Below are 26,316 nucleotides of genomic sequence, written 5' to 3'. Positions count from 1 at the left end.
GTTATTACCCACCGCAACCTGCCTGGTGATTCAGTGCTTGAACGAATAACGATTAATGCACTTGCTTGTCATCGACAAAAATATGGTGCGCGGAGCGTGCACGCGGGTGGATAAAGAAGTGCCCTTCTGGCGCAGAATCCGTGCTTACAGGCACCAGCTTGAGGTTGGTCGCCTTCAAGCGTTTATCATGCAGCGCATAGATAATGAACGGGATAGCCACAACCACCAGGAAACACACCACCAGCATAGTCACGTACATATGGTTGGCTTCTACCCCGGCCAGACCTGAAGGCGGGAAGAATGAGACCACAAAGGCAACCGCAGAGGTCAGCAAACCAATAGTAGCCACGGCAAGCTTGACCATTTTGCCACCCGGAATATTGAAGACACGTTCGTTTTCCGGCTGTTTGCGTACCAGTTTGATGTAGCCCAGGAACAGCAGGAAGTAACTGCACAGGTAGATCACCACGGTCAACGCCAGCGCAATCAGGAAGGACATGTTATTGCCGCCCCCGGTGTTGGTCAGGACAATCAACGCAATCGAGGTAATCACCAACTGAGAAATCACCAGTGCAACCGGCACACCATTCTTGTTCATTTTGGCAAAGCGAGCAGGCAAGATCCCTTGTTGTGCGGTAACCAGCATGCCGCGAGACGGCCCAACAATCCAGGCAGCGATTTCTGCCAACACGCCCAACAGCAGCAGTGCAGCAATGACGCGAACTGCCCATTCAAACTGCGGACCGAAGTGCGAGATCAACACGCTGAAGGTTTGCATCACCCCTGCAGAAAGGTTGATTTCACCACGTGGGATCACCGCTGCGATAGAAAGCCCGCCGACAGAACTTAAACAAATGGCCGCAACCATCAGCAACAGCATGGCAAGCGGGTAATCCCGGCCTGGGTTTTTCATCTCGTTGACGTGAGTCGCCGAGGCTTCAACGCCCATGTAGCTCAGGATAAACGCCACGAACACCACCAGCGTCCCCATTTGGGTAAAGTCTGGGAAGAAGGTAGAGGCGTTCATTTCGATGGCCAGCGGCGCACCAGAATGCAGATAGCTGACGGACAGGACCACCAGGACAGCCGCCGGTAACAGGATGCCGGCAAAGAAGCCAATCTTGGCAATGCGCGCGGTGTTTTTGGTGCCACCGAACTGGGTGAACGCCAGACCCCACAAGATAACCAATGCCGCGACGGTTTTAACGATCGGGTCTTCGTTCAGTTCAGGCCACTTAAGGATGTAAGACAGCGCCCCCAGCACAAAATAGAGCATAGGGATAAAACCGATGGCAATTTGCAGATAGCCAAAAGAGATGGCGGCAAAGCCCCATTTTTCACCCAGAGTTTTAGACACCCAGGTGAATACCCCGCCTTCCTGCCATCCTTTTACCGTCGCCATCTCAGCGGCGCATAGGCCAACGGGAATGAACCATAGGAAGCCGCCTAACAGCAGGAAGAAGATCAGAGAAAAACCCGAGGTTGCAAAGGTCGGATATTCATAAACCGCCATCACCATAGATGCGGTAATAGCAAAAAAGCCTAACAACGTTAATTGTTTTGGAGCGGCGCTTTTTTCTGTGCTCGCCATAACGATTCTCCTGCAGGAAGAGGTTACTCTTCCCAGCGAATATTGGTGGGGAAAAAAGCGGGGCTGGCATCAACGCCGCCCCGAAATAATAAAGCCCTGGCCTTAGCCGTGATTGAACCCGCTGCCTTGTTGCGCAGACACTGGGTTGATGACAGGGTGATTCTCGAATTCAACCAGCGCCCTTTTGATATCTTCGATCAGCAGGCAACCGAGGTCGTAGCTCACGCCGTGGCGCACCAGAATGCGTTGAATAACCAGATCTTCACGGTGTGTCGGCATCGAATAGGCCGGAACCTGCCAACCGCGAGCGCGCAGTTTTTCCGCCAGATCGTAAAGGGTATAACCACCGATCGCCGCGCCGTCTTTCAGTTTCCACGCCAGCGCCGGGATGCCTTTATCGCTGTCACCATCAAACAGGATTTCAAACGGCCCTAACTTGCCAATCTCGGCCGCCAAATGCTGAGCCGTGGCGTAGCAAGCGCTGTGAATTTTGGCGTAGCCTTCGCGGCCAAGGCGCAGGAAGTTGTAATACTGCGCCACGATCTGGCCACCGGGGCGTGAGAAGTTCAGCGCGAAGGTTGGCATGTTGCCACCGAGATAGTTGACGTTGAAAATCAGCTCTTCGGGCAAATCCGCCGCTTCACGCCATACCACCCAGCCAGCACCCAACGGCGCCAAACCAAATTTATGACCGGATGAGTTAATGGATTTCACCCGTGGCAGACGGAAGTCCCACTCCAGTTCTGGCGAGCAGAATGGAGCTAGGAAAGCGCCGCTGGCACCATCGATGTGCATCGGAATATCCAGGCCGGTTTCCTGCTGCAGGCGATCCAGCGCATCACTGACCTCTTTCACCGGCTCGTACTGGCAGGTGAACGTCACGCCCAGCGTTGGCACGACACCGATGGTGTTTTCGTCAACGCGCTTGAGCACTTCTTCCGCGTTCATGATCAGACGATCGCCTTCCAGCGGGATTTCACGCAGCTCTACGTCAAAGTAACGAGCAAACTTGTGCCAGCAGATCTGTACCGGGCCACAAATCAGGTTCGGTTTATCGCTAGGCAGCCCCTGCTCGGCACGCTTTTTGCGCCACTGCCATTTCAGCGCCAGCCCGCCCAACATGGCGGCTTCAGAGGAACCGATGGTTGAACAGCCAAGGGTGGTTTCCGGCGTTGGCGAATTCCACAGGTCGGCCAGCATTCTGACGCAGCGGGCTTCAATTTCGGCAGTTTGCGGATATTCATCTTTATCGATCATGTTCTTGTCGATAGACAGATCCATCAGTTCACGAATTTCGTCATCCACCCAGGTCTGGCAGAACGTCGCCAGGTTTTGGCGAGAATTACCGTCCAACATCAGTTCATCGCGGATAGCATTAAAGACGTTACGCGGATTACGCTCGGTAATGGGGAAGGTTGACTTAGGTAATTCACCTGCCAAATCTACTGACGCGTAAACATCATCATTTTCATTATAAGCTGGGGTGTTATTTTCCTTGTTCATAATAATAACCTTTTAAGAGAGACCTATTAATCAAGAATTAAATTCGCGATATCAGGCAGCATAAATAGCGTTATTATTTGAACGCTACGTTCGCCGCAAAACTTGATAAGGATATTAGAACAGGCATCGTTTCGAAGATATGAGAGGGATTGGTAATTACTGTAGGTGCGGGACTACAGTTGTAGGCTTATATCAAGGGGCGCAGCAAGCCGCGCCCCTACTGGGTATGAATATACCTATGGGCGGATAAATGCCTCAATGGCTGCATTCAGCCCCTGCAGCAACTGTTCCAGCTCGCGCATGCCCTCATCGATCACCGCCTCATGCTGTTGTGTCGCCAGCGCATTTTCCAGTTTTTCACTAAGCAGATGTAATGACGTGGCTCCCAACAACTGAGCCGTACCATTAATGCGGTGTAAATGGCATTGCAGGGTTGGCCAGTCCTGAGAGTGGAGTGCCTTTCTCGCCGCCAGCAAATCTTGGTCATTTTCCAGGCGCGACTGCGCAAGCATCTGGCGCATCAGCGCGTTGTCACCCAAGCTGAGTGCCTGCAGCGTAGCCATATCGATAAACTCGCTGAGTGGATCGGCCTGCGAAGGTCCTGTCACACCTTGTAGCGCCGCTTCCAACTGCGGTAAATCTACCGGTTTAAACAGGCACAGGTTCATGCCCATCGCCAGGCAGCGCTCTTTCTCTTCAGCCTGTGCGTTAGCGGTTAGCCCCCAGATAATGATGTCCTGATTGAATTCACGCACCCGACGGGTCAGCGTTATGCCATCCATATTAGGCATGTTGAGATCGGTGATGAGCAGATCGTACGGATTGGCCTCAATCAAGGCCAGGGCTGCCACACCATCAATAGCCTCGTCGACCCGATAGCCAAGCGTAGCCAACTGACGACGCAGCAGCAGCCGGTTGGTGGGGTGATCGTCAGCAATCACAATCCTCAGCGCTGTAGGCCCACTGACGAGCGATTTAGGTGTGAATGAAACGGCGATAACCTTTTCCAGATCCGCAACCGCGGTGGTGAGCGTCACCGTCATGGTGGTGCCCCTGCCCGGCTGGCTGGCCATGTCTATGGTACCGGCCATGCGTTCAACCAACTCACGGCAAATCGTCAGACCCAATCCCGATCCGGTCTGTTGCTTGCCCCACTTGGTCTGACTAAAGGGCTTGAACAGGTGTTGCTGTTCCTGCGGGCTAATGCCCGCCCCACTATCTTTCACGCTCAGCGTCAGGCGAGTGTGATCGGTGCCCTGCGCGTGCGTTTGCGCTATCACTTCGATCCCTCCCTCAACGGTAAATTTGATGGCGTTACTGAGGAGATTGGCCAGCACCTGTTTCACCGCCTGCGGATCGAGCCACAGCGCCTGCGTTTTTTCCAGGCAGTAATCGACCGACAGCCGCAGGTTTTTCAGCGTGGCCCCCCCTTCAAAACTACTGACCGTCGTAGCTAACAACGAGGCCAGATCCACCCATTCTGGCGCCAGCTCAAAGTTGCCAGACTCAATTTTTTCCATGTCCAGCACATCGCCAATCAGGCCGAGTAGTGACTGAGCGGTGGAATAAGCCAACTGAATAGATTCCTTCTCTGCTGCCGGACTTTGGCTATGGGTCGTCAGTAACTCCAGGAACCCCATGATTGCACTCACCGGCGTACGGATCTCATGGCTCATGGTGGCAAGGAAAGTGCTCTTGGCCCGATTGGCATCGATGGCCTTGTCTTTCTCCACCTGCAACGCCCCCATCAGTTGCCTGGATTCGGTAATGTCCTTCCAGCCGCAAATCAGCGTAGGCGGCGTGTTGGCGGGCAGTTGGCACAGCGTTAACCAGTGCAGGATCAGGCGCTCTTCCGTGCCATTATTCAGCACCAGTTGATGAGGGATAACCTGGTTGACTTGCAGCCCTTGCTGGATATCGGGTTGAAGCGCTGCGAAAATGTCTGCCAGCGGATGACGGCGATCGAACAATGAATGATGCATCGCGGCATGTAACTCGGGGGTGAAGAAGGCCCCGAAGGCGCTGTTGTAGCTTTCAAGCTCGCCTTCCAACGAGATCACGTACACCGGTACGGGGATCGAGTTGAATAAGGTCTGGCGGAAACCGAGCTGATACTCCAGCGCAGCCTGTGCCTCTTTGCTTTTACGGATGGCCCGCAGCAGATAGGCTCCCCACAGCAAGCTGCTGACAACCAGCAGCGTAGCCAGAACGATCACCAGGTAAAAAGGCCGGTTATAAAGGTTCCAGGTGTCAATTTTCACTTCGGGGGTTTTTACCCACTTCCCGGCCAAATTCATCAGTTCTTTGGGGGGAATATCGTCGATGGCCTTATTCAGAATGCTTTGTAATTCTTGCGAGCCACGTGGAATGACAAAGGCGATCTGGGCGGTGCGCTCGTCGGGGATACGGAAATAGCTCAGCCGATTGGGATAATAGTGATCGATGATGTAGCGTGAGGCGAGCTGTGTGGACACCACCGCGTCAATTTCCCTCCGATCCAGCATGCTCAGCGCCGCGCCGGTGTTCTCTACCTCAACCCATTGCACACCCGGATATTTGGTTTTCAGTTTTTCCGATAACGTATGGTAGGCCGGAATAGCGACTTTCATACCAGGCTTCATCGTTTCGGTCTGCTTGACTGCAACGCGGGTGACGATCACAAAAGGAGTCGCCAAAAACGGATGAGTGAAGGCCGCTTGTTCTTCCCGCTCTGGGCTGTACGTGGCCGAGGACAGGATATCCCAATTGCCACTACGTATAATGCTGGCCATCTCTTCATTGGAATTGGCAATCACCGGCTCAAAGGCCAAACCGGTTTGCAGCTGGATCAGGTTAAGGATATCGCCAACTATCCCGCGTATTTCCTGGTTTTCATCCACCATGCTAAACGGGGCGTAATAGGGATTAATCACTATGCGCAATTTGCGGTTTTTTTCCAGCCAGCGAGTTTCCTGTGGGGTAAAAGCTAGGTCCCTGGTTAAGAAGGTGAGGTTACCCATATCAATCCAGGACTGAGCAATCTGGCTATGCTGAGGTTCGGTCAGTGAACTGATAAATCTGTCGACAATGTTGACCAATTGCCGCTGACTATCGAGCGCAATAAGCACGTCGCCGCTTTGCGGTGCTCGCCAGAACTTCACCATTCCCAACGTCTGGTAGAAATCGCGCGCGATAATAAAACTGGTGGTGAGGTTATTGCCGAGAAAGTAGTCACTCTGATGGCTGGCAACCGAGGCCAACGCCTGATATTCATCGGCAAAAGAAACGACGCTGGCGTTAGGAAATGCCTGTTTAATAAATGATTCCGGGGGAAAATCCCGGGTGATCGCTATCTTGAGCTTATCGCTATTATCGTGAAACGGCTTCATCACCTCGGCAAGCCGCGTCACCAGGGTTGGATAGCCTTGCACCAGCGGCAAGCTGGCAATAAAGGGAGCCTTTTGCGGGCTAATCCTACCGGGAGTAGTGAGAACAAGATCGACGCGGCCCGCAAGCAGTGCCGCCAATGCCTGTTGCTCATCGGCGTAGAGTTTGACGTTCACATTGATATTCAGCGCCTTTCCAAACAGCGCAAGATAATCCGCATTCATTCCCCAATAGCGTCCGGTAACACTATTCATACTCAACGGTTGGGATTCAACACCATACACCGCGACGGTAAGACTGTGCTTTTGCGCCAGCCAGATAAAGTCGTCGTGGCCCAAGTAGATGGCCGGAGGTGTGACCAGGTGGTTAGTCGCCAGCGCTAACGTGATCGGCCCGTTGATCACTGCTTGCGCAGGCAGCATCAGACACAGTAAAACCAGCCAAAACCCCAATACCCGTTTTAGCATGCACTCACCCAATTTTATTACGGTTGGCGAAAGCAAATAGATCGGCTAACGAGCTACAGCCAAGCTTCTCCATTAAACGGCTTTTATAGGTGCTGACCGTTTTATTGCTGATAAACATCGCTGCCGCAATCTGCATATTATCTGCACCGCTGAGGAGAGAACGCATCACCTTGATCTCCTGACTGGAGAGAGATCCCAGCATTTCCTGTTCCGAAGAAAGGCTGCCGACAAAACCGTTCAGTGAGAAAGGAAAATAGCTGTAGCCATTCTGGGCAGCATGCACCGCGGCGATGATATTGGTCATGCCCTCTTTTTTACTGATAAACGCATTGGCCCCGGCATCCGCGCTACGCTTGCCGTAGAACAGATCGTTTTTGGCGGAAACCACGATAATGATTTGGCTGAACTGCTGCTTTCTGAGCTTTTCAACCACCTCAATGCCGCTCATGATGGGAATATCGACGTCGACAATCACCACGTCTGGCTGATGCTGCGCCACTTGCAGCAGAGCCTCTGCCCCGTCCCCCGCCTCGCCAATGACGCTAATGCCTTCACTTTCCAGCAGGTTCTTGATCGCCATACGAGCCAGAGGATGGTCATCAACAATTACGGCGCTCAAAGACTTGGTTTCACTCATTGTCGTTTCCTGGTCATATAAAAAACACGGGCAGCGTTGGTCAACGATGTTTCTTCGCTTAAGAAATATCTTAAGGATTTCAAGTTATCTGCAAGCTTATAGCATAAGCCTGTTTATAGTTCTAATTCGCTTTTTGCTGTCTAACCCCCCTATCACTGTACGGAGCCGAAATCAGGTGCAGAAGTCAATCTGTGGCATATTCACTCCCCTTCCCCTGTACCTGTAGTTGCGGGATGGACTTCACGTGTAGGACGCTGCCTGCAATGATTTCCGATGTCTCTGCTGTGTTACGGCAACGCCTGCTTTTATAATCACTACGAACTTTCAGCGTTTCTTCCCATAGGCCTATGCCGCTTTAAGCTGAAGGTGATTAACCAAGCCATTCAATGAATAAATTACGCGCTGAGCTTATTGCCCACAGCAGCGTAATGGTTTGCTATTGCTCATAAAACAGACAAGCAAGGGTTTTGCCATGCCACAACCACCACAGTCAGACAGTAATCAGGTGAAAACACCATTAGAAAAAAGAAAGCAGTGGCTGCTCATTTTTCTAATGGTGATTATTATTGCGGCCATGGCCAGTGCAACCTGGTGGTATTTCAATTCACGCAATGTGCAAAGCACCGATGATGCCTATGTAATGGGCAATCAGGTCACTATTTCTTCGCAGGTTAACGGCAGCGTGGTCAGCGTGAATTACACCAATACCGATTTAGTCCAGCAAGGGGATGTCTTGGTCAATCTAGATGATACCGATGCCAACCTCAACTTTAAAAAAGTCAAAAATAAGCTAGCAGAAACGGTGAGAAAAACCAAACAGATCTATGTCAACGACGCACAATATAACGCCAATATTGCCCAGGCTAAAATCGCTTACCAGCAAGCGCAGGCCGATTATCAACGCCGTACCCAATTGATGGGTGCGGGAGCCTTTTCAAAAGAAGACCTGCAACATGCGCGCAATGCCGTTAGCAGCAGCAAAGCAGCGCTGGACGTTGCTATCGAGCAATATCGCAGCAATCGTACCCTGATCCAGAATTCCACGCTTGAACAGCAGCCGGCCATCCTGTTGGCGGCAGAACAAATGCGCGAAGCCTGGCTCGCGCTTCAACGCACCAAAATTCGCAGCCCGGTGACCGGCTATGTTGCTCAACGCAATGTGCAGGTGGGCGAAACGCTCAGTGCTGGCCAGGCCTTATTATCCATCGTCCCGGCCGATCAGCTGTGGATTGACGCCAACTTCAAGGAAACCCAGCTCAGCGGCGTGCGCATTGGGCAAAAGGTGAGCGTGGTGAGCGATCTGTATGGCAGTAACGTGGTGTTCGACGGCGTGGTTGAAGGGATCAATATGGGGACCGGCGGAGCGTTCTCGGTGCTGCCCGCGCAGAATGCCACCGGTAACTGGATAAAAGTGGTTCAACGCCTGCCGGTGCGTATTACCCTGGATGCGGAACAGCTCAAGGCATACCCACTGCGGATTGGCTTATCCACCACTGTGACCTTGCGCGAAAACAACACCAATGGCCCTGCCCTATCTACCACCCAACGCCTGAAACCGGCTTACCAAAGCCAGGCGCTGGTGCTCGATACCTCCAGTATCGACGGGGAAATCCAAGACATCATCAAAGCCAATGCGATGTGATTTATGAGCAACAACACACTGCTGCCGTTAAAAGGCTGGTCATTGATCCTGGTGACGCTGTCGCTGTCGATGGCGACCTTTATGCAGATGTTGGACTCCACCATCTCCAACGTCGCCATTCCCACCATTTCCGGGTTCCTGGGTGCTTCTACGGACGAAGGAACCTGGGTGATCACCTCGTTTGGCGTCGCCAATGCGATCTCCATCCCGATAACCGGGCGTCTGGCGCAGCGGTTCGGCGAGAGTAAGCTGTTTTTAGCTTCGGTGACGTTGTTTGCACTGGCGTCGCTGTGCTGCGGGTTCTCCACCAATCTCGATATGCTGATCTTTTTCCGCGTCATTCAGGGATTGGTCGCAGGCCCGTTGATCCCACTATCGCAAAGCCTGCTGCTGCGTAACTACCCGCCAGAGAAGCGTAATATCGCGTTGGCGCTGTGGTCGATGACGGTGATTATCGCCCCGATCTTTGGCCCGATTATTGGCGGCTATATTTGCGATAACTACGACTGGGGCTGGATATTTTTAATCAACGTTCCATTCGGCATCATCGTCGTTGCCATTACCGCATGGAAGCTGAAAGGAAGAGAAACACCCACCGAGCCGGTAAAAATCAACCTGTTCGCCCTGAGCCTACTGGTGCTCGGTGTGGGTAGCCTGCAAATAATGTTGGATAAAGGCAAAGACCTCGACTGGTTTAACTCTACCACCGTGATTGTGTTGGCCGTGATCGCCGTAGTCGCGCTGATTTTGCTGGTTATCTGGGAAGCTACCAACGATAACCCGATCATCGATCTGAGCCTGTTCCGTTCACGTAACTTCAGCATCGGCATCCTGTGTATCAGTTGTGCGTATCTGATTTATGCCGGGGCCATTGTGCTGATGCCGCAACTGCTGCAGACGGTGTTTGATTACACCTCGGTGTGGGCAGGGCTGGCCTATGCCCCCATCGGGCTGATGCCGCTGCTGATCGCGCCATTGATTGGCCGCTACGGCGATCGTATTGATATGCGGGTATTGGTGACCTTTAGCTTTATCGTGTATGCCGGTTGCTACTACTGGCGTGCGATGACGTTTAATCCGGCGATTGATTTTACTGCCGTGGTGTTGCCGCAGCTGATGCAAGGTTTCGCCGTGGCTTGCTTCTTCCTGCCGCTGACCACCATCTCATTGTCAGGGCTCGCACCAGAAAAATTCGCAGCGGCCACCAGCCTGAGCAACTTTTTCCGGACGTTATCTGGCTCGATCGGCACGTCACTCACCATGACCCTGTGGAGCCACCGGGAATCGTTTCACCATGCGCAGTTGACGCAGTCAGTGACGCAATTCAACCCGGCTGCGATCAACCTGGATCACCATCTGCAAAATCTGGGGTTCAATCAGCAGCAAGCCGCGACCTATATCAACGATCAAATTACCCAGCAGAGCCTGCTGATGTCGGCCAACGATATTTTCTATCTCTCTGCCGGGGTATTCCTGATGCTGACCCTGCTGGTGTGGTTCGCCAAGCCGCCGTTTAATACGGCCAAGGCGGGGTGATAAACGGGGAATTAGAGAGGCGCTGACGCGCCTCCCGATTTACTTAATCCGTTTGCCGGAGACATCAACAATCTTTTCGCCGTCCTCTTTGGCCAATGCCCCTATTTGCGGATTAGGCAGGATATCAAGCACCGTTTCGGAGGGGCGACATAGGCGGGTCCCCAGCGGCGTCACCACAACCGGCCGGTTAATCAGAATCGGGTGTTGCAGCATAAAGTCGATCAGTTGCTCGTCGGTGAAGACGTCTGCTGCCAGCCCTAACTGCTCATAGGGTTCCACGTTATTACGCAGCAAGGCCCGCACGCTGATCCCCATGTCTGCAATGAGCTTCACCAGTTCAGCGCGGCTGGGGGGTGTCTCCAGATAATGGACGATCGTTGGCTCTATACCGCTGTTGCGAATCAGCGCCAGCGTATTACGCGAGGTGCCGCAGGCCGGGTTGTGGTAAATCGTGATCATGGGTGTTCCTCGCTACAAAGTGATGGATAGACGTAACGCCAAGGCTGTCAGCGTGACCAACAACACAGGTACGGTCATGATAATTCCGGTACGGAAGTAATATCCCCAGGTGATCGTCATGTTTTTCTGTGACAAGACATGCAGCCAGAGCAGCGTTGCCAAGCTGCCAATCGGCGTGATTTTTGGCCCCAGATCGCAGCCAATAACGTTGGCGTAAATCATGGCCTCCTTAATCACTCCTGACGCAGTACTCCCCTCAATGGACAGCGCGCCAATCAACACCGTTGGCATATTGTTCATAATGGATGACAGGAATGCGGTCAGGAAGCCGGTGCCAAGCGTGGCGGCCCATAAACCATTCTCCGCCAGCAGGTTCAACACGCCGGAGAGGTACTCCGTTAGCCCGGCGTTGCGTAGGCCATAAACCACCAGATACATCCCCAGCGAGAAAATGACGATTTGCCAAGGCGCACCGCGCAGCACCTTCCCGGTGTTGATGGCATGGCCTCTTTTGGCCACCGCAAACAGGATCAGCGCCCCCACGGCAGCAATAGCGCTGACCGGAATGCCGAGCGGCTCCAGCACGAAGAAACCCACCAACAGCAGGATTAATACCACCCAGCCAGTTTTGAACGTGGCCGGATCTTTGATGGCTTTCGCCGGTTGTTTCAGTCGTTCAAGATCATAGGTCGGCGGAATGTCCTTGCGAAAGAACAGGTGCAGCATCACCAGCGTCGCGATAATCGCAGCGATATCGACAGGCACCATCACCGAAGCATATTGCGTGAAGCCCAGATCAAAGAAGTCTGCCGAGACGATATTGACCAGATTGGACACAATCAGCGGCAGACTGGCGGTATCAGCAATAAACCCGGCAGCCATGACAAACGCCAACGTGGTGCCTTTGCTGAACCCAAGCGCCAACAGCATGGCGATCACTATGGGGGTCAGGATCAGCGCTGCTCCATCGTTGGCAAACAAAGCCGCCACGGCTGCGCCTAGTAACACGATGTAAGTGAACAGAAGGCGCCCCCGCCCGTTTCCCCAGCGGGAGACATGCAGCGCAGCCCATTCGAAAAAGCCAGACTCATCGAGCAACAGGCTGATCATGATCACGGCGATAAAGGTCGCCGTGGCATTCCAGACAATATTCCACACCACCGGGATATCGGCAATCTGCACCACTCCGGTAAGCAAGGCCAGCCCCGCGCCAAGTGTGGCACTCCACCCAATTCCTAACCCTTTCGGCTGCCAGATCACCAGCACAATGGTCAGGATAAATATCGCCCCAGCCAATAACATACTTACCACCTCAATTTTATATATGTATTTTCATATGTGTTTGCGCAAAAAAATTAGCTACACAGGGTTTTGCCCTCGCTGGAGCCATTCGCCACTGCCAGCTTACGTGCCATAGTGTGGACTTCGTCCTGTTGGCTCAACCAGGCTTGTTCAATAACCAGGGCTGCCCAGGCAGGAATATGCGGGGAAAGACGATAATGCACCCACTTGCCCTGCTTACGATCCAGCAGCAACCCGCACTCTCTTAGCATTGCCAAGTGGCGCGAGATCTTGGGTTGCGACTCTTCCAGCCCGGTGCAAAGATCGCAAACGCACAGTTCACCCAGCTGTTTGAGCAGCAACACGATACCCAGGCGGGTTTCGTCCGACAGGATTTTGAACAGCTGCAAGGAAGTCAGGGTCATAGGTCTCTCCACTACGATCGGTGGATAAATCATACCCACAGGCGCTTTCAAGTCAACAACACATTTGAATTTTCATATATGTTTTCTTCCCTTGCCCCAGAAAGCGGTCAACGTTGTGTCGCTCCGGCAATATGGCTTTACATTTAAGCCAATTAAAAAGCCATAATGCGGTAATATATTCACACCCCGGCAACAAATAATATTGCACCAAATAGTGTGACCCTGTTCAAGACGAAAAACGCCCAATAATGCTATTTATTCTGAATGGTTTTCTCTAACGTGGATCTGCGTCATCATGAATCATTTAGAACTGCAGGCACTGCGTCAGCTTTTTTTTATGACGGTCGAAGAATGTGCGACCTATATTTCACCTGACAACAATTTAGCTACATGGCAGCAATGGGAGCGTGGTGAAAGTGAAATACCGGACGCTATTATTGATACATTCACAAAAATGATTAAAAAAAGAAAAACCCACATCAACGCCATCATCGACAAGATCAACAATCGCATTGGGAATAACACCATGCGCTTCTTCCCCGATTATGCGTCCTTCCTGGCTGTCTACCCCCAAGGTGATTATCTGGAATGGAAAATTTATCAGTCGGTCGCCGCACAACTTTATGCTTATGATCTAGAGCGGCTATGTTAACCCAAACTAATAGGATAAATCGCGCTCGTTAACCTGGACGGAATTTAATAAGGACGGCTTATCAACACCGCCTGCCCATAGTTTTAACTGACTATCACTCCTGACAGCAGGCTAATGCCTGTAACAATCTCGTGCCCAGCCGTTTTTCCCGGCACGAATTATTTATTATGAACGAGTTTCTGAGCAACAACCTATGGAAAAAAAGTATGTACCAACGGCCTTGGGGCTGTATCTGAACTATCTGGTGCACGGTATGGGGGTAATATTAATCAGCTTGAATATGCCTTATCTGGCAGAACAATGGCACACCGATGCCGCAGGCATCTCTATCGTCATCTCTTCTTTGGGCATTGGCAGGCTAAGTGTGTTATTAATCACAGGCATGTTATCCGATCGTTTTGGCCGCAGACCCTTTATTTTCCTGGGGATAATGTGCTATTTGGGCTTCTTTTTCGGCATTCTGCTTAGCCACACCATTATTATCGCTTATGTATTTGGTTTTTTAGCCGGCGTCGCCAACAGTTTTCTCGACTCGGGCACCTACCCTACGCTGATGGAGGCGTTCCCCAAGTCGCCAGGCACCGCCAATATCTTGATCAAAGCCTTTGTCTCCGGCGGCCAGTTTATGTTGCCGATGGTCATCAGCCTGCTGGTCTGGGCTGAGGTCTGGTTTGGCTGGTCCTTCCTGATAGCCGCCGGCATTATGCTGCTCAACGGCCTGTTCCTGCTGCGCTGCCCATTCCCCGCTCACCCGGGGCGACGAGTGGCCGCCGAGCCCGATGTAGGAACAGATGACAATCACCGCTGTTCCATTGTTGATCTGATCAGCTATACCCTCTATGGCTATATCGCCATGGCCACCTTTTACCTGATCAGCCAGTGGCTGGCACAGTATGGCCAGTTTGTGGCGGGTATGAGCTATACGATGTCGATCAAGCTGCTGAGCATCTACACCATCGGCTCACTGATGTGCGTATTCATCACCGCCGGGCTGGTAAAGAAAAGGTTTAAATCAACCACCTTTCTGATGCTGTATACCTTTATCTCCTTCATTACCTTACTCACCGTTTGCCTGTATCCCAACATGTACGTCGTGATGGTTTTCGCCTTTGTTATCGGCTTCTCTGCCGCAGGCGGGGTCATGCAGTTGGGGCTGACGCTGATGGCTACCCGCCTTCCCAATGCGAAAGGCAAAGCCACCGGCATCTATTACAGCGCCGGCAGCCTGGCAACCTTCACCATTCCGTTGATTACCGCCAAGATTTCCGAAACCAGTATCGCCAACATTATGTGGTTCGATACCGCTATTGCAGCCTGTGGTTTTCTACTGGCGCTGTTTATTGGCTACCGTAGCCATAAAGAAGCTAACCGTCCCTTCAAGATGGCCCAAGTTATCAACTGATCCCACACTTTTACCTCCTCCTGAACACGCAGATAAACGGGCGCAGCATGAAGCGCCCCTACGTTATGAGCCAGTTGGAAAATGTGGTTTTATTCCTCCGACTGGCTGCAGAGACAATATTATTATCACCGCATGCAATATGAGACAGTATTCCGTCAGCCGCTGTTCCCCAGACAAAGTAAATAGCTTGTTAATAACCATTAGCTTTCATTGCCCCCAAAAAGGAAACACCTGGCTACAGCCCTTCGCACCTAATTTAGCTGGGGAAATACCGGCACAATTCGGCAACACCATCACGCGCCGTCTCAGCATCTTTCCCTGCAATAAAGTTGAAAACTAAAATGGCATATTACGTATTTATCACCTACTGCATTACCTATACTCAGCACACGTCAGGTTGCCGGTGTATTGGCAGTTATCCATGACCCAATTTATTTACCGCAGTGTGACTTACCGGGATATTTTCACCCATTACTTTCCCGCAATGATTAACGATTGATTAAAAAGAAAGGCCACCAGAACAACAGGTCCCCTGGATCCAAAAACGTAAAAAATTAGCGACAAGCGGAGAACAGCATGAGCCAGAGCAAGGCCTTCAAAGCGCCATTTTTGTTAGCGGTCATCAGTATCTATTTGAGTTATTTTCTCCACGGTGCCAGCGTCATTACGCTGGCGCAAAACATGACGCCACTGGCCGAGAAGTTCGGCACCGACAACGCGGGTATCGCCTACCTGATATCCGGCATTGGGTTGGGCCGGCTAGTCAGTATTCTGTTCTTTGGCGTGATATCGGATAAGTTTGGCCGCCGCGCCGCCATTTTGATCGGCGTCGCCCTGTATATTCTGTTCTTCTTTGGCATCCCGGCCAGCCCTAATCTGATCGTCGCCTTTGGCCTGGCGGTTTGCGTTGGCGTTGCCAATGCGGCGCTCGATACCGGCGGCTATCCTGCCCTGATGGAAAGCTATCCCAAGACTTCCGGCTCGGCGGTGATCCTGGTAAAAGCCATGATCTCTTTCGGCCAGATGTTATACCCGATGTTGGTCAGCTACCTGTTGGTCAGCCACATCTGGTACGGCTACGCGATGGTTATCCCGGGGATCCTGTTCGTCCTGATCACCTTGCTACTGCTTAAAAGCAAGTTCCCCAGCCAGCTGGTTGATGCCTCCGTGGCTAAAGAATTGCCGCAGATGAACAGTAAGCCGCTGGCCTGGTTGGAGGGCGTCTCCTCCGTTATCTTCGGCGTAGCCGCATTCTCTACCTTCTACGTGATCGTGGTCTGGATGCCTAAATACGCAATGGCATTTGCCGGTATGGCGGAGGCCGACGCGCTGAAAACCATCTCCTGGTATAGCCTTGGCTCGCTGATGTGCGTGTTTATCTTCGCCCTGCTGTTAAAAAGCACGGTGCGCCCGGTGTGGGCCAACGTGTTTAACGCCGGTGTCTCGGTGATCGCGGCAACCATTATCTATCTGTATCCCTCACCGCTGGTTTGTAACCTTGGTGCCTTTGCGATTGGTTTCTCTGCCGCCGGTGGGATATTGCAGCTTGGCGTCTCCGTCATGTCGGAGTTTTTCCCGAAAAGCAAAGCCAAGGTCACCAGCGTTTATATGATGATGGGCGGGTTAGCCAACTTCTTGATCCCATTGATTACCGGCTACCTCTCCACCATTGGTTTGCAATACATCATCCTGCTGGATATTGCCTTTGCCCTGCTGGCATTTGTTACCGCCATCATTGTCTTCATTCGCTATTACAGAGTATTCAAAGTCCCGCAAAGTGACCTGCGATTGGGTGAGCGCTTTTTCCAATAACCCAAAACAGCAATTACGCAGGTTTGCGCCCCACACGAACATGGTTAGACAAGGAGTTTAGAATGGATGTAACCGCAAAATATGAGCTTATCGGGCTGATGGCCTATCCGATCAGACACAGCTTATCACCAGAGATGCAAAATAAAGCATTGGATAAAGTCGGGCTACCTTTTACCTATATGGCTTTCGAAGTCGACACCACCACCTTCGCCAGCGCCATTGAAGGGCTGAAGGCGTTAAAAATGCGCGGCACCGGCGTCTCGATGCCTAACAAGCAGTTTGCCTGCCAGTATGTCGATGAATTAACGCCAGCAGCCAAACTGGTCGGCACTATCAACACCATCGTCAACGACGACGGCTATCTGCGCGGCTATAACACCGACGGTACCGGGCATATTCGGGCCATCAAGGAAACCGGTTTTGATATCAAAGGCAAAACCATGGTGCTGGTCGGCGCGGGTGGCGCATCTACCGCCATCGGCGCACAGGCCGCCGTTGAAGGCATCAAAGAGATCAAGCTGTTTAATCGTAAGGACGAGTTCTTTGAACAGGCGCTCGCCTTTGCCAAACGGGTCAACGAAAATACCGATTGTAAGGTGACAGTGACCGATCTGGCAGATCAGCAAGCGTTTGCCAGCGCCATCGCCAGCGCGGATATCCTGACTAATGGCACCAAGGTCGGGATGAAGCCGTTGGAAAACGAGAGTATCGTCAGCGACATCGCCATGCTGCGCCCGGAACTGCTGGTGACGGAGTGCGTGTATAACCCGCACATGACCAAGTTGCTGCAAATGGCCCAACAGGCAGGTTGCAAAACGGTGGACGGTTACGGCATGTTGTTATGGCAAGGCGCCGAACAGTTCAAACTGTGGACTGGCAAGGATTTCCCACTGGAATACGTTAAGCAGGTGATGGGATTCGAGGCGTAGCATTCCCGTAGCGCGTGGTGATGGGCTTAAATCACCACCTTATTGATTGCGGCAAAAGAGCATGCAAAAGGTAAAAATGAAAACCATAACCGTAAAAAACATTGTGTTCGGCGAAGGCGCGCCAAAAATCATTGTCTCGCTGATGGGTAAAGATATCCCTAGTGTGGTGGCTGAAGCGCAGGATTATCGTCACGCCGATTTCGATATTCTGGAGTGGCGCGTCGATCATTTTGCGGATGTCGCCACGCTCAGCAACGTGATAGCCGCCGCACGTCAGATCAAAGAGATCATTGCCGACAAGCCGCTGCTGTTCACCTTCCGCAGCGCCCAGGAAGGCGGTGAGCAGGCGTTGCCCGCACAGGCCTATATCGCGCTCAATCTGGCGGCGGTGGACAGCGGCCTGGTCGATATGATCGATCTGGAGCTGTTTACCGGTGACGAACTGGTCAAAGAGGCCGTGGCCCATGCCCACGCCAAGAACGTCAAAGTCATCATGTCGAATCATGATTTCCATAAAACGCCGCCGCAGGAGGAAATCGTCAAACGCCTGTGCAAAATGCAGGAATTGGGCGCCGATATTCCGAAGATCGCCCTGATGCCGCAAAACAAAAGTGACGTATTGACGCTGCTGGCCGCGACGCTGGAAATGCACGAGAAGCATGCCCACGGGCCGATAATCACCATGTCGATGGCCAAAACCGGCATTGTGTCCCGGCTAGCGGGCGAAACCTTTGGCTCAGCGGCTACCTTTGGCGCAGTCAAGAAAGCCTCCGCACCTGGGCAAATCTCCGTCACGGATTTACGCACCATATTAACGATACTGCATTAATTCAGTGGTGCACTGATATTACTGTCGGCGGGAATAATAGTATTCCCGCCGAATAAAACAAGTCACTAAAAAGAGCATTCAATTTTAATGCAGCTTAATTGCGGCATCCGCACGCCTGCGTGTGGGTTTGGTTGCCCCGCAAAATAAATGCATCGGTCATCAACAGGAGTAGTTATGGATCTGGTAAAGCCGAAAAGAATCAATGGCAGAGTCCCGGTATTATCGGCACAAGAGGCGGTAAATTATATTCCTGACGAAGCCACCTTGTGCGTATTAGGAGCCGGTGGCGGTATTCTGGAGGCCACCACCTTAATTACCGCGCTGGCAGAAAAATATCAAACCACGCAAACCCCGCGTGACCTGTCATTAATCAGCCCGACAGGGTTAGGTGACCGGGCCGATCGTGGCATCAGCCCGCTGGCACAGGTTGGGCTGGTGAAATGGGCGCTGTGCGGGCATTGGGGGCAATCCCCACGCATCTCCGATCTGGCCGAGCAGAACAAGATTGCGGCCTACAACTATCCCCAAGGCGTGTTGACCCAAACCCTGCGGGCCGCAGCGGCGCACCAGCCGGGGATTTTAAGCGAAATCGGGATTGGTACCTTCGTCGATCCGCGCCAGCAGGGCGGCAAACTCAATGAAGTGACCAAAGAAGATCTCATCAAGCTGGTCGAGATCGATAACCAGGAATATCTCTACTACAAGGCCATTGCGCCCAACGTCGCCTTTATTCGCGCCACCACCTGCGACAGCGAAGGCTATGCCTCGTTCGAAGACGAGGTGATGTATCTGGACGCGCTGGTGATTGCCCAGGCGGTGCACAACAACGGCGGCATCGTGATGATGCAGGTGCAAAAGATGGTCAAGAAGGCGACGCTGCACCCTAAATCGGTGCGCATCCCTGGCTATCTGGTTGATATCGTGGTGGTCGATCCGCAGCAGACGCAGCTGTATGGCGGCGCCCCGGTGAACCGCTTTATTTCCGGCGATTTCGTGCTTGATGACAGCACCCAAATCGCCCTGCCCCTTAACCAGCGCAAACTGGTGGCGCGACGTGCACTATTTGAGATGCGTAAAGGAGCGGTGGGCAACGTTGGAGTGGGCATTGCCGACGGCATCGGCCTGGTCGCCCGCGAAGAGGGGTGTGCCGATGATTTCGTGCTGACGGTCGAGACCGGCCCCATCGGCGGCATTACCTCTCAAGGCGTGGCCTTCGGCGCGAACGTCAACACCCGCGCCGTCCTGGATATGACCTCTCAGTTCGATTTCTACCACGGCGGTGGGCTGGATGTCTGTTACCTGAGCTTTGCCGAGGTGGATCAACAGGGCAACGTCGGCGTGCATAAATTCAACGGCAAAATCATGGGAACCGGTGGCTTTATCGATATCAGCGCGACGTCGAAAAAGATTGTGTTCTGCGGCACCCTGACCGCCGGTAGTTTAAAAACCGAGGTCGCCGACGGCAAGCTGAATATTGTGCAGGAAGGGCGCGTCAAAAAATTCATCAAGCAATTACCAGAGATCACCTTTAGCGGCAAAATCGCGCTCGAGCGGGGATTAGACGTGCGCTACATCACCGAACGCGCCGTCTTTACGCTCAAAGCCGATGGTCTACACCTGGTTGAAATTGCCCCCGGCGTCGATCTGGAAAAAGACATTCTGGCAAAAATGGATTTCGCCCCGGTTATTTCCCCGCAGTTAAAACTGATGGACGAAAGACTGTTTATCGACGGCGTCATGGGTTTCACTTTACCTGAAGCAGTATATTAAAAGGAGTAAGGCTATGGACTTTTCTTTAACTGAAGAGCAGGAACTGCTGCTTGCCAGTATTCGGGAACTGATCGGCAATAACTTTTCGGAAGAGTATTTCCGCACCTGCGATCAGACCTCAACCTACCCTACCGAGTTTATGCGCGCGCTCGCCGATAGCGGTATTTCCCTGTTAGGTGTGCCGGAAGAGTTCGGCGGCATTCCGGCGGACTATGTCACCCAGATGCTGGCGCTGATGGAAGTCTCCAAATGTGGCGCACCGGCGTTCCTGATCACCAACGGCCAGTGTATTCACAGCATGCGTCGTTTCGGCTCAGCCGAACAGCTGCGCAAGACGGCAGAAAGTACGCTGGCCACCGGCGATCCGGCCTATGCGCTGGCCCTGACCGAACCGGGCGCAGGCTCGGACAATAGCGCCGCGACCACCACCTACACCCGTAAAAACGGCAAGGTGTATCTGAACGGGCAAAAAACCTTTATCACCGGTGCGAAAGAATACCCGTATATGCTGGTACTGGCGCGCGATCCCGAGCCCAAAGATCCGAAAAAGGCCTTCACCCTGTGGTGGATGGAATCCAATAAGCCGGGCATTAAGGTCAATCCGTTGCACAAGATTGGCTGGCATATGCTGAGCACCTGCGAAGTTTACCTCGATAACGTTGAGGTGGATGAGAGCGATATGGTCGGTGAAGAAGGCATGGGCTTCCTCAATGTGATGTACAACTTTGAAATGGAACGCCTGATCAACGCCGCACGCAGCGCCGGCTTCGCCGAGTGCGCGTTTGAAGATGCCGCCCGTTACGCCAACCAGCGTATCGCCTTCGGCAAGCCGATCGGCCATAACCAGATGATCCAGGAAAAGCTGGCGCTGATGGCGATCAAGGTCGACAACATGCGCAATATGGTGATGAAGGTCGCTTGGCAAGCGGACCAGAAACAGTCACTGCGCACAAGCGCCGCGCTGTGTAAGCTCCACTGCGCCCGTACGGCGATGGAAGTGATTGATGACGCCATCCAAATCATGGGTGGGCTGGGCTATACGGATGAGGCTCGCGTTTCCCGCTTCTGGCGTGACGTGCGCTGCGAAAGGATTGGCGGTGGCACAGATGAAATCATGATTTACATTGCTGGCCGCCAGATCCTGAAAGACTACCAGAGCAAATAAGGCACTAAAACGCCAGGAGGTAGCCAAAGCCAACCTCCTGGCGAGTTATCAATAAGCCACCAGTAGATTCAACCCGGTAAACACACCGGTTCCGCCAAGTTATTATTGAACTGTTTACGATAATCACTTGGGGAACATCCGACATGGCGCATAAATAATTTGGCAAAATGATCGACGTTTTCGTACCCGACCCGCCAGGCGATCTCATTAAGGCTGTTATCGGTATTAGTCAGCGTAAACTTGGCCTCGGTGATCCGGCGTTGAATAACATAGTTAATCGGCGATATATGATACTCGCGAGCAAACTCATGGCAAATATAGCTGACGCTGGCGCGGAACTTTTTAGCTAGCTGTTCGAGAGTGATCTTTTCACGATAATTATTATTCAAATAAACCAGCACATCCTTCACCAACACATCTTTTTTAATGTATCCCAACTCTGAACGGTAAGCGTTTTTAAAGTTCTCATAAAACAGCGCGGTGAGGGCATAACCATAAGCATCATAAATCGATGAGGTTAACTCGTTTTTCTGCTGGGGTAACCTGACGCCAAGTTCATGAAGGATCGTTTTTATCACCTCCCCCCCTTGCCCAACGGAAACTACCGGGCAGGAGTGAGGCTGTAAAATCTGATTTTCTTCCCAGCCCTGAAATTTGAAACCATAGACAGCACAGGTATAGGTGGTGGCCGGGGAGGCGCTGTCCGATGCCACCGCGTGCAGCCGGCCAGGCTCAATAACCACGATATCACCAGCGTGTGCCACGTAGTAAGAGGAGTCGATGACCAGCCTGGCCACCCCCTGCTTAACGTAAATCAGCTCGCTCTCATCATTATGCACATGATGCCCAGACTCCCAGTTGGGATCGTCACTGATGACGAACCGCGAGAGTTTTGGCGTCATCCCCTGCGCAAAAAGGGCTTCTTTTTTATTATCGAAACAGCGCTGAAACATGGCAACCTCCACACAATACAGTTGGCTTTGGCAAAATGATCAGTGGCTAAAATAGAGCGACAGAAAACAATATACAATATGAGCCCAGACGACTAAAACAAGATAGTTTGCCCCGCATGCAAGATGGCACGAAAATAAAATCTCTACGATCGCGCCGCCAGCTTACCTTGCTCACTGGCAAACCACTTTCCCGCACGGCAATCCATCCGTTATTAGCCGTTTTTTTGCAAGATTGTTAGCAACAAAAACAGATTATCCAGTCGTAAATCCCCCTGCGCACTCGCAATATATTGTCATGCTTTTTGTCCTTTCCGCTGATAGAACGCTCTCTGCCGCCAGCGAGCGACCCACAGGAGATATCATGAAAATAATAACCTGCTTTAAGCTGGTCCCCGAAGAGCAAGATATTGTGGTTACCGCACAACGTACGCTCGACTTCGATCACGCCGAAGCCAAAATCAGTCAGTTCGATTTGAATGCGATCGAGGCAGCCACCCAGTTGGCAACCGAGAACGATCAAATTACCGCGCTCTGCGTGGGCGGCTCGCTGCTGCAAAACTCCAAGGTGCGTAAGGACGTGCTGTCGCGCGGCCCTCATGAGCTTTACCTGGTGCAGGATGCGCAACTGGAAAACGCGCTGCCGATGGATACCGCACACGCGCTGGCCGCCGCCGCAGACAAAATCGGCTTTGACCTGATGCTGTTTGGTGAAGGTTCCGGGGATTTATACGCCCAGCAGGTGGGCCTGTTGGTTGGGGAGATCTTGCAGCTTCCTACCGTTAATGCCGTTAGCCAGATCCAGTTTGCCGGTGACCGTGTGCTGGTTGAGCGCACGTTAGAAGAAGAGGTGGAAGTGCTTGAGTTGCCACTTCCAGCGGTGATCTGCGTAACCTCAGACATTAACGTTCCTCGTATTCCGACGATGAAGGCGATCCTCGGCGCCGGCAAAAAGCCGGTCAATCAGTGGCAAGCCAATGACATTGCCTGGAGCCAGACGCCGCCTTTGGCCGAGCTGGTCGAGATCACCGTACCGCCACAGAAACAGCGCCAACGCATCATTCTGGAAAATGACTCGCCGGAAGCCATTGCCGAGCTGGCGGACCATCTGAAAAAAGCGCTGAACTAACCCACGACTGGAGAAAATCATCATGAGTAAACTGACAAACGTATGGGTGTTCAGCGACAACGTTGAGCGCTACGGCGAACTGATGGCAGGCGCACGCCAGTGGGGCGAGCATGTTTATGCCATCGTGCAGGACAGCGAACAGGTTGCCAGGCTCAAGTCTCTGGGTGCAGACGGCATCTACGTGCTGGAGAAAACCTCCGCACTGCAGCGCATTGAAAATTATGCTGAGACCCTGGCGGATATCTTGAAAGAGGTCAACGGCGAACAGACTCCGGCCCTGGTGCTGATGGCAGCCACCAAACGCGGTAAAGCACTCACCGCCCGCCTGGGTGTGTTACTGAACGCAGCGGTAGTGAACGATGTAACCGCCGTACACGTCGACGGGGCTGATTTCATCGCCGAACACCGTATGTACGGCGGATTGGCCTTCGGTAAGGAAAAAATCAATACCACCACCGCCATCATCACCTTGGCGCCCGGCGTGATGGAGCCTGCCGCTACCGACCCAGCGCATGACTGCCTGGTCACTCAGCTCAGCTATGTTGCCCCGCGCCAGGAAATCCTCTGCAAAGAACGCCGTGCCAAAGCGCTGAGCAGCGTCGATCTCAGCAAGGCCAAACGCGTGGTTGGTGTCGGACGTGGGCTGGCAGCACAGGACGACCTGAAAATGGTCCATGAGCTGGCAGCCTTGTTGGGAGCGGAAGTTGGCTGTTCTCGTCCTATCGCCGAGGGTGAAAACTGGATGGAACGCGAGCGCTATATCGGGGTATCTGGCGTGCAGTTGAAATCCGATCTCTACCTGATGTTGGGCATTTCCGGGCAGATCCAGCATATGGTCGGCGGCAACGGTGCCAAGATCATTGTCGCGGTGAATAAAGACAAAAACGCCCCGATCTTCAACTATGCCGATTACGGCCTGGTGGGCGACATTTACAAAGTGGTCCCTGCCCTGATCGACCAATTAGGTCGTTAACCCTTTGATACACCGCACGCATCCCGCCGCATACCCGCGGCGGGATAGGGAGCATAAGCATGTCGGATGATAAATTTGATGCCATCGTGGTCGGTGCTGGCGTCGCAGGTGCCGTAGCCAGCTACGTGATGGCGCAGGCCGGGCTGGATGTACTGGTCATTGAACGCGGCAACAGTGCTGGCAGTAAGAATATGACCGGGGGCCGCCTGTATGCCCATAGCCTGGAACGCATCATGCCGGGGTTCGCGGAAGAAGCGCCTGTAGAGCGCAAGGTCACCCGCGAGAAGATCTCTTTCATGACGGAGGAAAGCGCCGTCACGCTCGATTTTCACAGCGAAAAACCGGACATTGCCGCTCAGGCGTCTTATACCGTGCTGCGCAACCGCTTCGATCCCTGGCTGATGGAAAAAGCCGAACAGGCCGGAGCACAGTTTATCTCGGGCGTCCGCGTCGACGCGCTGATACGGGAAGGTAATCAGGTTACCGGCGTGCAGGCGGGCGACGATATCCTGAAGGCTGACATAGTGATCCTGGCTGACGGCGTGAATTCCATGCTCGGCCGCTCGATTAACCTGTTGCCCCCTTCTTCGCCACATCACTATGCCGTAGGCGTCAAAGAGCTTATCGGTTTATCCCCCTCGGTGATCGAAGATCGCTTTAACCTCTCTGGCAATGACGGCGCCGCCTGGCTGTTCGCCGGTTCTCCGTCCAACGGCCTGATGGGGGGCGGATTTCTCTATACCAACCGGGACTCCATCTCTCTAGGGCTGGTATGCGGCCTGGGAGAGATTGGCCACGCGGGGAAAAGCGTGCCCCAGATGCTGGAGGACTTTAAGCAGCATCCATCCATTCGCCCGCTGATCCAGGGTGGAAAGCTGCTGGAGTACGGTGCTCACCTGGTTCCGGAAGGTGGCAAGGCGATGATACCCACGCTGGCTGACGGCGGCGTGATGATCGTCGGCGATGCGGCAGGATTCTGCCTGAACCTGGGCTTTACCATACGCGGTATGGATCTAGCCATTGCATCGGCCCAGGCGGCTGCCAATACGGCCATTGCAGCCAAGCAGCGGCAGAACTTTTCCGCCAGTAGCCTGGGGGAATATAAGCACGCCTTGGAGCAAAACTGTGTGATGCATGAGGTGCACCACTTCCGCAAAATCCCTGCGCTGATGGAAAACCCGCGCCTGTTTACGCAGTATCCGCGCATGGTCGCGGACATCATGGGGGATATGTTCACCATCGATGGCAGCCCTACCCAGCCCGTGCGTAAGGCCCTGATGAAAAGGGTGAAACAGATTGGGCTGATGAATTTATTGAAAGACGGCATCAAGGGGGCGACAGCGCTATGAGCAGCGAAAATCCGGTCAACGTAGACGTCAAGCTGGGCATCAACAAGTTCCATGTTAATGAGGGCCACCCGCACATCATTCTGGTGGATAACCCCAATATGGACGAGTTCCGTAAGCTGATGCTGGCCTGCCCTGCCGGGCTGTATAAGCAAGACAGCGCAGGCAATATCCATTTCGATTCTGCCGGTTGTCTGGAGTGCGGCACCTGCCGTGTGCTGTGCGGCGACACCATTCTTAAGCAGTGGGAATATCCTTTGGGGACGTTTGGCGTCGAGTTTCGCTACGGGTGAGCCTGTTAACGTCTGCCTGAAAGAGCGTGCCAGCCCCTCACCCCAACCCTTATGTCTTGATCTTCTCCGCCTTAGCGGAGAAGATCCCCGACTGATCATCGGGAGATAGCCGGTGAGCTCCCCCTAACCCTAGTGCCTATGAGCCCGTGGGAGAGATTG

Annotated in this window: 21 protein-coding genes; 13 read left to right on the top strand and 8 right to left on the bottom strand. The window is 53.0% G+C overall.

Features of this window, described 5'->3' with window-relative positions; all coding sequences use genetic code 11:
- Positions 1 to 52: 52 nt before the first annotated feature.
- The 4 genes from gadC to evgA all read right to left on the bottom strand — a co-directional run bounded on the left by gadC (position 53) and on the right by evgA (position 7,546).
- Positions 53 to 1,591, bottom strand: a complete 1,539-nt coding sequence (gadC, locus tag ACMV5I_RS19750; protein WP_414825109.1) for a glutamate:gamma-aminobutyrate antiporter — start codon at positions 1,589 to 1,591, stop codon at positions 53 to 55.
- Between the two features lie 102 nt (positions 1,592 to 1,693).
- Positions 1,694 to 3,094 (bottom strand): glutamate decarboxylase, encoded by a 1,401-nt coding sequence (locus ACMV5I_RS19745; protein ID WP_414825108.1) that lies wholly within the window; start codon positions 3,092 to 3,094, stop codon positions 1,694 to 1,696.
- Between the two features lie 236 nt (positions 3,095 to 3,330).
- Positions 3,331 to 6,927, bottom strand: a complete 3,597-nt coding sequence (locus tag ACMV5I_RS19740; RefSeq protein WP_414825107.1) for a response regulator — start codon at positions 6,925 to 6,927, stop codon at positions 3,331 to 3,333.
- A 4-nt stretch (positions 6,928 to 6,931) separates the two neighbouring features.
- On the bottom strand, positions 6,932 to 7,546 hold the full coding sequence (gene evgA, locus ACMV5I_RS19735; protein WP_414825133.1) for an acid-sensing system DNA-binding response regulator EvgA: 615 nt from the start codon (positions 7,544 to 7,546) through the stop codon (positions 6,932 to 6,934).
- Positions 7,547 to 8,036: 490 nt separating this feature from the next.
- On the opposite strand from evgA, the gene ACMV5I_RS19730 reads away from it, so the two are divergent.
- The gene (locus tag ACMV5I_RS19730; RefSeq protein WP_202673066.1) at positions 8,037 to 9,206 is read left to right on the top strand and encodes an EmrA/EmrK family multidrug efflux transporter periplasmic adaptor subunit; all 1,170 of its coding nucleotides are present in this window, start codon (positions 8,037 to 8,039) and stop codon (positions 9,204 to 9,206) included.
- 3 nt (positions 9,207 to 9,209) lie between these two features.
- Positions 9,210 to 10,742: a DHA2 family efflux MFS transporter permease subunit gene (locus ACMV5I_RS19725; RefSeq protein ID WP_174334259.1), complete on the top strand. Its 1,533-nt coding sequence runs from the start codon at positions 9,210 to 9,212 to the stop codon at positions 10,740 to 10,742.
- Between the two features lie 39 nt (positions 10,743 to 10,781).
- Here ACMV5I_RS19725 and arsC read toward each other — a convergent pair whose 3' ends face one another.
- The 3 genes from arsC to ACMV5I_RS19710 are packed head-to-tail and all read right to left on the bottom strand — an operon-like array spanning position 10,782 to position 12,907.
- A complete protein-coding gene (gene arsC / locus ACMV5I_RS19720) occupies positions 10,782 to 11,201 on the bottom strand; it encodes a glutaredoxin-dependent arsenate reductase (protein ID WP_414825106.1) in 420 nt (139 codons plus the stop codon).
- A gap of 12 nt (positions 11,202 to 11,213) precedes the next feature.
- Positions 11,214 to 12,503, bottom strand: coding sequence for an arsenic transporter (locus ACMV5I_RS19715; RefSeq protein ID WP_202673068.1), 1,290 nt, complete (start codon positions 12,501 to 12,503; stop codon positions 11,214 to 11,216).
- Positions 12,504 to 12,556: 53 nt separating this feature from the next.
- Entirely contained in the window at positions 12,557 to 12,907 is a 351-nt protein-coding gene (locus ACMV5I_RS19710; protein WP_414825105.1) for a transcriptional regulator, read from the bottom strand.
- 295 nt (positions 12,908 to 13,202) lie between these two features.
- Here ACMV5I_RS19710 and ACMV5I_RS19705 point away from each other — a divergent pair, with 295 nt between their 5' ends.
- From ACMV5I_RS19705 to ACMV5I_RS19675, 7 genes are all read left to right on the top strand, one after another.
- Positions 13,203 to 13,559, top strand: a complete 357-nt coding sequence (locus ACMV5I_RS19705; RefSeq protein ID WP_037411538.1) for a YdiL family protein — start codon at positions 13,203 to 13,205, stop codon at positions 13,557 to 13,559.
- A 193-nt stretch (positions 13,560 to 13,752) separates the two neighbouring features.
- On the top strand, positions 13,753 to 14,961 hold the full coding sequence (locus ACMV5I_RS19700; protein ID WP_414825104.1) for an MFS transporter: 1,209 nt from the start codon (positions 13,753 to 13,755) through the stop codon (positions 14,959 to 14,961).
- 576 nt (positions 14,962 to 15,537) lie between these two features.
- Positions 15,538 to 16,773: an MFS transporter gene (locus ACMV5I_RS19695; RefSeq protein ID WP_196061621.1), complete on the top strand. Its 1,236-nt coding sequence runs from the start codon at positions 15,538 to 15,540 to the stop codon at positions 16,771 to 16,773.
- 62 nt (positions 16,774 to 16,835) lie between these two features.
- Entirely contained in the window at positions 16,836 to 17,702 is an 867-nt protein-coding gene (gene ydiB, locus ACMV5I_RS19690; protein WP_414825103.1) for a quinate/shikimate dehydrogenase, read from the top strand.
- Between the two features lie 76 nt (positions 17,703 to 17,778).
- Positions 17,779 to 18,531, top strand: coding sequence for a type I 3-dehydroquinate dehydratase (aroD, locus tag ACMV5I_RS19685; protein WP_121608874.1), 753 nt, complete (start codon positions 17,779 to 17,781; stop codon positions 18,529 to 18,531).
- Positions 18,532 to 18,705: 174 nt separating this feature from the next.
- The gene (locus ACMV5I_RS19680; RefSeq protein WP_121608873.1) at positions 18,706 to 20,301 is read left to right on the top strand and encodes an acyl CoA:acetate/3-ketoacid CoA transferase; all 1,596 of its coding nucleotides are present in this window, start codon (positions 18,706 to 18,708) and stop codon (positions 20,299 to 20,301) included.
- A gap of 13 nt (positions 20,302 to 20,314) precedes the next feature.
- On the top strand, positions 20,315 to 21,466 hold the full coding sequence (locus tag ACMV5I_RS19675; RefSeq protein WP_024483672.1) for an acyl-CoA dehydrogenase: 1,152 nt from the start codon (positions 20,315 to 20,317) through the stop codon (positions 21,464 to 21,466).
- A gap of 68 nt (positions 21,467 to 21,534) precedes the next feature.
- Here the strand turns inward: ACMV5I_RS19675 and ACMV5I_RS19670 are convergent, their stop codons facing one another.
- Positions 21,535 to 22,419, bottom strand: a complete 885-nt coding sequence (locus tag ACMV5I_RS19670) for an AraC family transcriptional regulator (protein ID WP_024483671.1) — start codon at positions 22,417 to 22,419, stop codon at positions 21,535 to 21,537.
- Between the two features lie 361 nt (positions 22,420 to 22,780).
- On the opposite strand from ACMV5I_RS19670, the gene ACMV5I_RS19665 reads away from it, so the two are divergent.
- From ACMV5I_RS19665 to ACMV5I_RS19650, 4 genes are read left to right on the top strand one after another with little or no spacing between them, the layout of a single operon-like run.
- Positions 22,781 to 23,545: an electron transfer flavoprotein gene (locus ACMV5I_RS19665; protein ID WP_024483670.1), complete on the top strand. Its 765-nt coding sequence runs from the start codon at positions 22,781 to 22,783 to the stop codon at positions 23,543 to 23,545.
- 22 nt (positions 23,546 to 23,567) lie between these two features.
- Positions 23,568 to 24,518 carry an electron transfer flavoprotein subunit alpha gene (locus ACMV5I_RS19660; protein ID WP_121608872.1) on the top strand — a complete coding sequence of 317 codons (951 nt, stop codon included), beginning with the start codon at positions 23,568 to 23,570 and terminating at the stop codon, positions 24,516 to 24,518.
- 59 nt (positions 24,519 to 24,577) lie between these two features.
- Positions 24,578 to 25,867, top strand: a complete 1,290-nt coding sequence (locus ACMV5I_RS19655; protein ID WP_174334252.1) for an FAD-dependent oxidoreductase — start codon at positions 24,578 to 24,580, stop codon at positions 25,865 to 25,867.
- Positions 25,864 to 26,157 (top strand): ferredoxin, encoded by a 294-nt coding sequence (locus ACMV5I_RS19650; protein WP_024483667.1) that lies wholly within the window; start codon positions 25,864 to 25,866, stop codon positions 26,155 to 26,157. The genes ACMV5I_RS19655 and ACMV5I_RS19650 overlap by 4 nt, the downstream gene beginning before the upstream one ends.
- Positions 26,158 to 26,316: the final 159 nt, after the last annotated feature.

Source organism: Serratia sp. T13T92 (assembly GCF_047530105.1).
GTDB lineage: Bacteria > Pseudomonadota > Gammaproteobacteria > Enterobacterales > Enterobacteriaceae > Chania > Chania fonticola.
This window is presented reverse-complemented; position numbering and strand designations above follow the sequence as displayed.

Coding starts and splice junctions, on each gene's coding strand:
- gadC (WP_414825109.1), bottom strand. CDS start 1,591: ATGGCGAGCACAGAAAAAAGCGCCGCTCCAAAACAATTAACGTTGTTA.
- ACMV5I_RS19745 (WP_414825108.1), bottom strand. CDS start 3,094: ATGAACAAGGAAAATAACACCCCAGCTTATAATGAAAATGATGATGTT.
- ACMV5I_RS19740 (WP_414825107.1), bottom strand. CDS start 6,927: ATGCTAAAACGGGTATTGGGGTTTTGGCTGGTTTTACTGTGTCTGATG.
- ACMV5I_RS19730 (WP_202673066.1), top strand. CDS start 8,037: ATGCCACAACCACCACAGTCAGACAGTAATCAGGTGAAAACACCATTA.
- ACMV5I_RS19725 (WP_174334259.1), top strand. CDS start 9,210: ATGAGCAACAACACACTGCTGCCGTTAAAAGGCTGGTCATTGATCCTG.
- arsC (WP_414825106.1), bottom strand. CDS start 11,201: ATGATCACGATTTACCACAACCCGGCCTGCGGCACCTCGCGTAATACG.
- ACMV5I_RS19715 (WP_202673068.1), bottom strand. CDS start 12,503: ATGTTATTGGCTGGGGCGATATTTATCCTGACCATTGTGCTGGTGATC.
- ACMV5I_RS19710 (WP_414825105.1), bottom strand. CDS start 12,907: ATGACCCTGACTTCCTTGCAGCTGTTCAAAATCCTGTCGGACGAAACC.
- ACMV5I_RS19705 (WP_037411538.1), top strand. CDS start 13,203: ATGAATCATTTAGAACTGCAGGCACTGCGTCAGCTTTTTTTTATGACG.
- ACMV5I_RS19700 (WP_414825104.1), top strand. CDS start 13,753: ATGGAAAAAAAGTATGTACCAACGGCCTTGGGGCTGTATCTGAACTAT.
- ACMV5I_RS19695 (WP_196061621.1), top strand. CDS start 15,538: ATGAGCCAGAGCAAGGCCTTCAAAGCGCCATTTTTGTTAGCGGTCATC.
- ydiB (WP_414825103.1), top strand. CDS start 16,836: ATGGATGTAACCGCAAAATATGAGCTTATCGGGCTGATGGCCTATCCG.
- aroD (WP_121608874.1), top strand. CDS start 17,779: ATGAAAACCATAACCGTAAAAAACATTGTGTTCGGCGAAGGCGCGCCA.
- ACMV5I_RS19680 (WP_121608873.1), top strand. CDS start 18,706: ATGGATCTGGTAAAGCCGAAAAGAATCAATGGCAGAGTCCCGGTATTA.
- ACMV5I_RS19675 (WP_024483672.1), top strand. CDS start 20,315: ATGGACTTTTCTTTAACTGAAGAGCAGGAACTGCTGCTTGCCAGTATT.
- ACMV5I_RS19670 (WP_024483671.1), bottom strand. CDS start 22,419: ATGTTTCAGCGCTGTTTCGATAATAAAAAAGAAGCCCTTTTTGCGCAG.
- ACMV5I_RS19665 (WP_024483670.1), top strand. CDS start 22,781: ATGAAAATAATAACCTGCTTTAAGCTGGTCCCCGAAGAGCAAGATATT.
- ACMV5I_RS19660 (WP_121608872.1), top strand. CDS start 23,568: ATGAGTAAACTGACAAACGTATGGGTGTTCAGCGACAACGTTGAGCGC.
- ACMV5I_RS19655 (WP_174334252.1), top strand. CDS start 24,578: ATGTCGGATGATAAATTTGATGCCATCGTGGTCGGTGCTGGCGTCGCA.
- ACMV5I_RS19650 (WP_024483667.1), top strand. CDS start 25,864: ATGAGCAGCGAAAATCCGGTCAACGTAGACGTCAAGCTGGGCATCAAC.